We start from the raw sequence: 8046 nt of genomic DNA, 5'->3' as shown, positions 1-8046 counted from the left end.
AGGCCAGCGCCACATTGATCACGCTCATATCGGTCTGCATCAACAGGTTGCGGGCCTTTTGCAGGCGCAGCTCCATGTAATAGCGTTTCGGCGACCGGTTCAGATAGCGGCGGAACAGCCGCTCAAGCTGGCGGGTCGACATGCCGACATCGCGTGCCAGAATCGACGGGCTGACCGGCTCTTCGATATTGGTTTCCATCATCTGGATGACCTGGCTCAGCTTGGGATGGCGCACCCCGATCCGGGTCGGCACCGACAGCCGCTGGGTGTCCTGATCGGTGCGGATCGAGGAATAGATCAGCTGATCGGCGACCAGATTGGCCAGGTCTTCACCATGGTGATCGGCGATCAGTTTCAGCATCAGATCAATGGAGGAGGTGCCACCGGCGGTGGTGAGCCGGTTGCCATCCACCACAAAGACCGATTTGGTCAGAGCAACCTCTTCGAATTCCTCGGAAAAACTGTCTTGGTTCTCCCAATGGATGGTCGCCCTCTTGCCGTCCAGCAGACCGGCCTTGGCCAGCACATAGGCGGCGGTGCAGAGCCCGCCGACCGCCAGGCCCCGGCGCGCCTCGCGGCGCAGCCAGTTCAGCAAGCGGCGGCTGGTGGCGTCCTGTACCGCGATCCCGGCGCAGACCATCACCGTGTCCTCACGTGACAATTCCGACAGCCCCTGATCGACGGCAAAGGTGGCGCCAGCCGAACAGCTGACGTTTTCGCCATCCTCGCTGGCCACCTGCCAGCTGTAGAGCGGCTTGCCCGACATCCGGTTGGCGATCCGCAGGCATTCAATGGCCGAGGCAAAGGACAACAGTGAGAAATTGTTCAGCAGAACAAACACGAATTGCCGCGTCGCAACCGACGCGGCGGCAGGAGTTTGAATCGTGGCTCGGGTGCCGGAGATGGCCATATCCGCAAGCTCCAGAATGCTGGTCCCACGACCTTGGGCAGGTTCCGAAAGCGGCGTCAAGAGGCGTATTTAGACTGTAGCCCTTGCTCGGGCGTCCCGCTATAAGGCAGTCCTCAAACCCACCGGATGGACGGAGACGACAAATGGGCGATTGGCAAAAAGCCGGGTGGCGCAGCAAGCCGCGGGTTCAAATGCCCGAATATACAGACCTGGACGCCTTGCATGCGGCTGAAGCGAAGCTGTCGAAATACCCACCGCTGGTCTTTGCCGGCGAGGCGCGCCGCCTCAAGGCCGCGCTGGCCAAGGCGTCGCGTGGCGAGGCGTTTTTGCTGCAGGGCGGCGACTGTGCCGAAAGCTTTGACCAGTTCAGCGCCGATGCGATCCGCGACACCTTTAAGGTGATGCTGCAGATGGCGATGGTGCTGACCTTTGGCGCCAAGGTGCCGGTGATCAAGGTCGGTCGGATTGCCGGACAATTCGCCAAGCCGCGTTCCGCCGGGACCGAAGTTCTGGACGGCGTCGAGCTGCCCTCCTATCGCGGTGACATCGTCAATGACCTGGCCTTTACAGCCGAGGCGCGGATCCCCGATCCGGCGCGGATGCTGCAGGCCTATACCCAATCGGCGGGCACCCTGAATCTGCTGCGTGCCTTTTCATCCGGCGGCTATGCCGATGTGAACGAGGTGCATCGCTGGACCCTGGGCTTTACCGAGGCCGAAGAGGCCGAGCGGTTCCGCGACATGGCCAACCGGATTTCCGACACGCTGGATTTCATGCAGGCGGCGGGGGTGTCCTCGGAACGCCAACTCGCGCTGCGGCAGGTGGATTTCTACACCAGCCACGAGGCCTTGTTGCTGGAATACGAAGAGGCACTGACCCGGGTCGACAGCACCACTGGCAAATGGCTGGCCGGTTCCGGGCATCTGCTGTGGATCGGTGACCGCACCCGCCAGCCGGATGGCGCCCATGTGGAATTCCTGCGCGGGGTGCAGAACCCGATCGGGATGAAATGCGGCCCGACCCTTGAGCCCGATGAATTGAAACGACTGATGGCAACGCTGAACCCCGAGAACGAGGCCGGGCGGCTGACCCTGATCGCGCGGTTCGGCGCGGGCAAGGTTGGCGAGCATCTGCCGAAACTGATCCGCGCGGTCGAGGAAGAGGGCGCCAATGTGGTCTGGGTCTGCGACCCGATGCATGGCAACACCATCAAGTCGGATTCCGGCTACAAGACCCGGCCTTTCGATGCGGTGCTTGGCGAGGTGCAGGACTTTTTCGCGGTACACCGGGCCGAGGGCACCATCCCCGGCGGGGTGCATTTCGAGATGACCGGTCTGGATGTGACCGAATGCGTCGGCGGGGTTCAGGCGGTCAGCTTTGAAAATCTCTCGGACCGCTATCACACCGCCTGCGACCCGCGGCTGAACGCCTCGCAATCTCTGGAACTGGCATTCCTGGTGGCCGAGGAATTGACCGCGCTGCGCAATGACAACGGCAGCGACCGGGCCGCCGCCGCCCGCTGAACGGAGCCGGGGCGGCGGGCCATCGCCGCGCCGGAACATGCGAATGGAAAACGCCGCGCGGGTCCTCCGACGCGGCGTTTTGCTGTCGCGTGCTGTTCTGCCTGCCGAATTTCAACCCGCCTGGTTTCAGCCTGTTTGTCAGTCGTCGGATTTGACCAGCCGCAGGAATGGCGCATCCGGGCGCCCAGGCCCCGGATCAAACGCTGGCGGACGCGGGGCGGCAAAGCCGGGCAGAGGCGGCGTGTCCGCTGCGACCTCGGGTCCGGAATCTGGCGGCGCGTCAGGCATGGTCTCTGCACCGGCACCGGCCGGCACCAGGCGGCGCAGAATCTGGTCGGTGATGTCAAAGCGGCGCGGGGTGCGCCCAATGGCGCCCCGTGTCGACAGACAGCCCAGGGCCCGGGAAATATCGCCAAGGTCGCTTTTCATTGGCAACAGGATCATCCGCGCGTCGATCGCTGGTTTGCCGATGCCGCGCTCGGCGCTCAGCATCAGTTCGACACTGGACGGGTTGTCGAACATCTGTTCGATCAGATCGCTGGCGCTGGCCCGCGCCCTGGGCGAAAAGAACGCCGACAGTGGCATGCCGCGCACCTCCATCCCCATCAGTTCGGTCAGATGCGACCCGGCGATCCGCAAACGGGCAAGGCCGGGCGCGATCTTTTCGACGATAAAGGCATCGTCCAGCGCCCGTGCGATACCGCGCGGATCGACCTCGGACCGGCGCGGCACCAGGCGCCCGGCGCGCAGGGCTTGCCAATAGCCCTCAACCTCGCGCAGGGCGGGAAACCGGTTGTCTTTGATGAAAGGCGACATGTCGATGATCTTGCCGTGTTGATCCATAAGTGGGCGATCCGAATTGCAGGTTGGTCTGATCCCTGCCGGGCCCGGACGGGCTGCCTCCGCCGCCCGTCGGTTAACCCTATGCAAAGAGAGGTTACGCGTCTCTTAACATCGCAGAATTGGCGCTGAATTTATGAAATTTCTTCAGAATTGGTTAATCAACTCGGGTGGCGGGCGATGGAGGGAGGGCATGGTGGCGCGGCTCTCAACACCGCGCCCGCGCTTGCCCCCGCTATCACAGGCGCGTAACTGGAGACAAACGCCGGGGCAGGGAGAACACAGTGATACGGTCGATGACAGGCTTTGCCTCAGGGCGCGGCACGCATGAGCTTTTTGAATGGAGCTGGGAGCTGCGGGCGGTCAATGCCCGTGGGTTGGACCTGCGCCTCAGGGTGCCGGACTGGGCACCGGGGCTGGAGGCGGAGCTGCGCAAACGGCTGAGCCAGGCGTTGAACCGGGGCAGTGTCACCCTCGGGCTGCGGCTGGGCCGCGAGGGTGGTGCCACCGCGCTCAGCCTCGATCCGGTGCAGCTGGATGCGATGCTGACGGCGCTGGCGACGGTCGAGGATCGGGCTCTGGAAAAAGGCATTTCGCTGGCACCGTCCCGGGCCGCTGATCTGCTGGCCCTGCGCGGGGTTCTGGATGCGGGCAAAGAGGCCACCGGCGACGCGCAGCTGACCAATGCGATTCTAGCGGATTTCGAACCGGTGCTCAGCGATTTCATCGCCATGCGCAAACGTGAAGGCGTGGCGCTGCTGGCGGTGCTGAAAGACCAGATCGACCAGATCGAATCCCTGACGGCCGAGGCGTCAGCCGCAGCCGAAGCACGGCGTGGTGCCACCGAATCGGCCGTGTCTCAGGCCCTGGCGCGGGTGATGGACGCCGCCGCCGGTGCCGATCCCGACCGGGTGGCGCAAGAGCTGGCCCTGATCGCGGTAAAGGCCGATGTGACCGAAGAGATCGACCGGCTCGGCGCCCATGTCGGGGCCGCGCGTGAGCTGCTGGCCAAGGGCGGCGCGGTGGGTCGCAAGCTCGACTTCCTGACCCAGGAATTCAACCGCGAGGCCAACACCCTCTGTTCGAAATCGCAGAACCCCGAGCTGACCCGCATCGGCCTAAACCTGAAAGCGGTGATCGACCAGATGCGCGAGCAGGTGCAGAACGTCGAGTGAGGCTGCGCGTGAAGCCGGGGAGTGAAGCCGGGGGATTCGGGCAGTGAATTCGGACGGGGAATTCGGACGGGGAATTTGGACAGGGAATTTGGACAGGGAATTTGGACAGGGAAGGGGGCTTTCTGCCCCCTCTGGCCTGCGGCCATTCACCCCCGAGGATATTTTTGACCAGAGGAAGCGGCAAGATTTTCGGCACGGGACGCGGCGAGGCTTGCGGTTCTGGACCGGGCGGTGTACTGGGCGGCGATTAACTCCGCTGGTGGGGTTGGGCAGACGGGGGAGACATCCCTGGCTGTCCGCCGGTTGACCGACAGGTCGTCCCCCACCGAGGCATCAAACCGGAAAGGAAATTGGCATGGCATTGCCCGAATTCTCCATGCGTCAGCTGTTGGAAGCAGGCGTTCACTTTGGCCACCAGACGCAACGCTGGAACCCCCGTATGGGCGAGTTCATCTATGGCGCGCGCAATGGCATTCACATCTTTGATCTGACCCAGACGGTGCCGATGCTCGACGCCGCGCTGAACGTGATCCGCGACACCGTGGCCAAGAACGGCCGGGTGCTGTTCGTCGGCACCAAACGGCAAGCGGCGCAGCCGGTGGCCGATGCCGCCGAAAAATGCGCGCAATACTACATGAACCACCGCTGGCTGGGCGGCACCCTGACCAACTGGAAAACCGTGAGCCAGTCGATCAACCGGCTGAAGGCGATCGACGAGCAGCTGGAAGGCGGCGCCGACGGGCTGACCAAGAAAGAGCGTCTGGGCATGGAACGTGAGCAGACCAAGCTGCAGGCCAGCCTGGGCGGCATCCGCGAAATGGGCGGCCTGCCGGATCTGCTGTTTGTCATCGACGTCAAGAAAGAAGCGCTGGCGATTGCCGAAGCGCGCAAGCTGGGCATCCCGGTTGTCGCCGTTGTTGACACCAATTGCCCGCCTGAGGGTGTCGATTACATCATCCCCGGCAATGACGACGCGGCCCGGGCCATAGCGCTTTATTGCGATCTGGCCAGCCGCGCCGCTCTGGACGGGATGACCGCACAGATGGGCGCTGCCGGTGTTGATCTGGGCGCGATGGAAGCGGCCCCGATGGAAGAAGAGATCGCCGCGCCGGTCGAAGCGGAAGCCGCAGCAGCGGATGCGCCCAAGGCCTGAGTGACACCTGTCACGAACTCGTAACCGGCCGCTGGCAAATGGCGGCCGGAAAGACCCAAAGATCGAAGGAGATCCCGATATGGCGATCACTGCCGCACAGGTGAAAGAACTGCGCGAAATGACCGGCGCAGGCATGATGGATGCCAAGAAGGCGCTGACCGAAACCGATGGCGACATGCAAGCCGCAATCGACTGGCTGCGCACCAAGGGCCTGGCCAAGGCCGCCAAGAAATCCGGGCGCACCGCCGCCGAGGGCCTGGTCGCCGTGGCGGTCGAGGGCGGCAAGGGCGTTGCCATCGAGGTGAATTCGGAAACCGATTTCGTCGGCAAGAACGCCGAATTCCAGCAGATGGTGGCCGACTTCGCCACCGCAGCCCTGAAGGTTGACGATGTCGAAGCGTTGAAATCTGCCGATATCGGCGGCACCAGCGTCGAGGCAATCCTTACCGACAAGATCGCCAAGATCGGCGAGAACATGACCCTGCGCAGGTTGGCGCATGTCGCTGGCGGCAATGTGGTGTCCTATGTCCACAACGCCACCGCCTCCGACATGGGCCGGATCGGCGTGCTGGTGGCCTATAGCGGCGACGACGAAGCCTTCGCGCGGCAGGTTGCGATGCATATCGCGGCGGCTGACCCGATTCCGCAGGCGTTGGACGAAGCCGGGCTTGACCCCGCGGTGATCGAAAAGGAACTGGCGGTTCAGACTGCCAAGGCCTTGGAAGAAAACGCCAACGACAAGAAACCCAAGCCCGAACAGGTGATTCACAACAACATCATCCCGGGCCGGATGAAGAAATTCGTCGGTGAAATCGCGCTTCTGAACCAGCAATTTGTTGTGTCAGCGGACAAGATCACCGTCGGCGATGCCGCAAAGGCCGCTGGTGTTGAGATCACCGGCTTTGTGCGTCTGGAAGTCGGTGAAGGCATCGAAAAAGAGACCGAGGACTTTGCCGCCGAGGTCGCCAAGGCCGCCAAGGGCTGAACCTTGCCGCAACGGGCCAAGGCGCCCGTCGGAGAGTGATCGAGACCGTCGGGGTGAAACATCCCGGCGGTTTTCTTTTGGGCGTATGTTTCAACATCAAATGCAAAACGGTGCTGACCGTATGACCAACACCGTTCGCATTCGCCCGCCCGAAATTGGGGATGACGGGGCGGGTTCGAAAACGCCGATCAGAGACGGAAATACGACCCTGACCGGCACCGGTGTAACCCGGCCGAACCACAGAGCCCCTACAAAATACCAAGGGGTATGGTCCGGTGATGTCCCATGGCTTGATAAAGCCACCACTCACGGAACAGCCACAGATTGCGACATGACGCGGCGTCAGGAAAGTAAGGGAATCCATACCTTTGGCGGAAACGCTTAAGCAAACCCTTCGGATTTCAGGTTTTTTTACCTCAGAGCCGCGGCTCAGGCTTCCAGAATGAACATCTGGTTGAGGAACGCCGCTTTCAGCACCGCCTGGGCGGTGGTTTCCACGCTCAGGTTCTCACGCGCCAGGCGCAGGTGCTTTTCCACCGTCGCGGCGGTGAGACCCATCAGCAGCGCGATGTCCTGGGTGGTCTTGCCATCGCCAACCCATTGCAGCGCCTCGCGCTGGCGCTTGGTCAATTCGCGCGAGGGACCGGCATAGGGCAGGGTGAGGATCTTGAGATGGGCGACATTGTTGTAAATCACGATGTCGCGGCCATGTTCCTTCCAGATTGCATCGACCTGATCCTGCTCCATGCCCGAATTCGCGGTCAGCGCAATCGCGCCCTTGGTGCGCGGTGAGATCGATTTAAAGCTGATCGAATAGCCGGCGCGCACATCCATCGACCGGTTGAAATCGATCACCTTGCGTTCGCTTTCAGTGAGGGTGCCACTGGCCATCATGTCAGCAACGATACGCCAGGAACAGGCGCCTTCGTTTTCCAGCGCCCAGCGGACCATCGGGGCGTGGAAATAGAGCCCTTTACCCATGAATACATCAGTGTAAGTGGTTGAATGATTTGTCAAAATGACGAAATCTTCGGGGTCGCCCAGCGAGGTGGTGGTGCGGTAGCGGGTGAAGCCGTAGAGCAACCGGTCAAAGCCGAACTCGGCCATCTTCTCGCAATGCAAGAGCCACAGCTCTTCGATGCTCGGGGCGTTGGTCAGGCGTTCGAGGTAGTCTCTGCGCGACTGCATCTGTGCTCGGCTCGATTTCAGTTGGGTGAGGCAAGCCGTGGCGCTTGCGCGATCAGGAAAGAGTAAACCGCGGACGACGCATTTGTCGAGCGATACGTAGCAACAGCATAGACCTGTGGTCTGGGTGAAGATCACCGGGCAAGCTTTGGTGTTTCAAGGGATTTGTTCATGCGTAATATTTACATAATACCGATTACACGACTTTTGCATGTGGCTGGGCGCGCGCTACCTTCAACTGCGACTCTTGTTAGAAAACAGTGGTTTGTCTAGCG

General features: G+C 62.1%; 7 protein-coding genes. 4 read left to right on the top strand and 3 right to left on the bottom strand.

Annotated features, from left to right (window positions below; genetic code table 11):
• Positions 1 to 910 (bottom strand): GlxA family transcriptional regulator (locus P1U48_RS17925; RefSeq protein WP_301070667.1); only part of this gene is annotated, 910 nt, incomplete at its 3' end.
• A gap of 143 nt (positions 911 to 1053) precedes the next feature.
• Between P1U48_RS17925 and P1U48_RS17920 the strand changes: the two genes are divergently transcribed.
• Positions 1054 to 2433, top strand: a complete 1380-nt coding sequence (locus P1U48_RS17920) for a class II 3-deoxy-7-phosphoheptulonate synthase (RefSeq protein WP_301070665.1) — start codon at positions 1054 to 1056, stop codon at positions 2431 to 2433.
• Between the two features lie 138 nt (positions 2434 to 2571).
• Here P1U48_RS17920 and P1U48_RS17915 read toward each other — a convergent pair whose 3' ends face one another.
• Positions 2572 to 3276, bottom strand: a complete 705-nt coding sequence (locus tag P1U48_RS17915) for a PAS domain-containing protein (RefSeq protein WP_301070663.1) — start codon at positions 3274 to 3276, stop codon at positions 2572 to 2574.
• Positions 3277 to 3557: 281 nt separating this feature from the next.
• Between P1U48_RS17915 and P1U48_RS17910 the strand changes: the two genes are divergently transcribed.
• The 3 genes from P1U48_RS17910 to tsf all read left to right on the top strand — a co-directional run bounded on the left by P1U48_RS17910 (position 3558) and on the right by tsf (position 6586).
• Entirely contained in the window at positions 3558 to 4448 is an 891-nt protein-coding gene (locus P1U48_RS17910; protein ID WP_301070661.1) for a YicC/YloC family endoribonuclease, read from the top strand.
• A 355-nt stretch (positions 4449 to 4803) separates the two neighbouring features.
• Positions 4804 to 5601 carry a 30S ribosomal protein S2 gene (gene rpsB, locus P1U48_RS17905; RefSeq protein WP_301070659.1) on the top strand — a complete coding sequence of 266 codons (798 nt, stop codon included), beginning with the start codon at positions 4804 to 4806 and terminating at the stop codon, positions 5599 to 5601.
• Between the two features lie 79 nt (positions 5602 to 5680).
• Positions 5681 to 6586, top strand: coding sequence for a translation elongation factor Ts (gene tsf, locus P1U48_RS17900; protein ID WP_301070657.1), 906 nt, complete (start codon positions 5681 to 5683; stop codon positions 6584 to 6586).
• A 429-nt stretch (positions 6587 to 7015) separates the two neighbouring features.
• Here the strand turns inward: tsf and P1U48_RS17895 are convergent, their stop codons facing one another.
• A complete protein-coding gene (locus P1U48_RS17895) occupies positions 7016 to 7774 on the bottom strand; it encodes an autoinducer binding domain-containing protein (protein WP_301070656.1) in 759 nt (252 codons plus the stop codon).
• Positions 7775 to 8046 lie beyond the last annotated feature (272 nt).

The organism is Pseudooceanicola sp. (assembly GCF_029213205.1).
Taxonomy (GTDB): Bacteria; Pseudomonadota; Alphaproteobacteria; order Rhodobacterales; family Rhodobacteraceae; genus Pseudooceanicola.
The sequence above is the reverse complement of the archived record's forward strand: the minus strand, read 5'-3'. Positions and strand labels throughout refer to the sequence as shown.

Coding starts and splice junctions, on each gene's coding strand:
- P1U48_RS17920 (WP_301070665.1), top strand. CDS start 1,054: ATGGGCGATTGGCAAAAAGCCGGGTGGCGCAGCAAGCCGCGGGTTCAA.
- P1U48_RS17915 (WP_301070663.1), bottom strand. CDS start 3,276: ATGGATCAACACGGCAAGATCATCGACATGTCGCCTTTCATCAAAGAC.
- rpsB (WP_301070659.1), top strand. CDS start 4,804: ATGGCATTGCCCGAATTCTCCATGCGTCAGCTGTTGGAAGCAGGCGTT.
- tsf (WP_301070657.1), top strand. CDS start 5,681: ATGGCGATCACTGCCGCACAGGTGAAAGAACTGCGCGAAATGACCGGC.
- P1U48_RS17895 (WP_301070656.1), bottom strand. CDS start 7,774: ATGCAGTCGCGCAGAGACTACCTCGAACGCCTGACCAACGCCCCGAGC.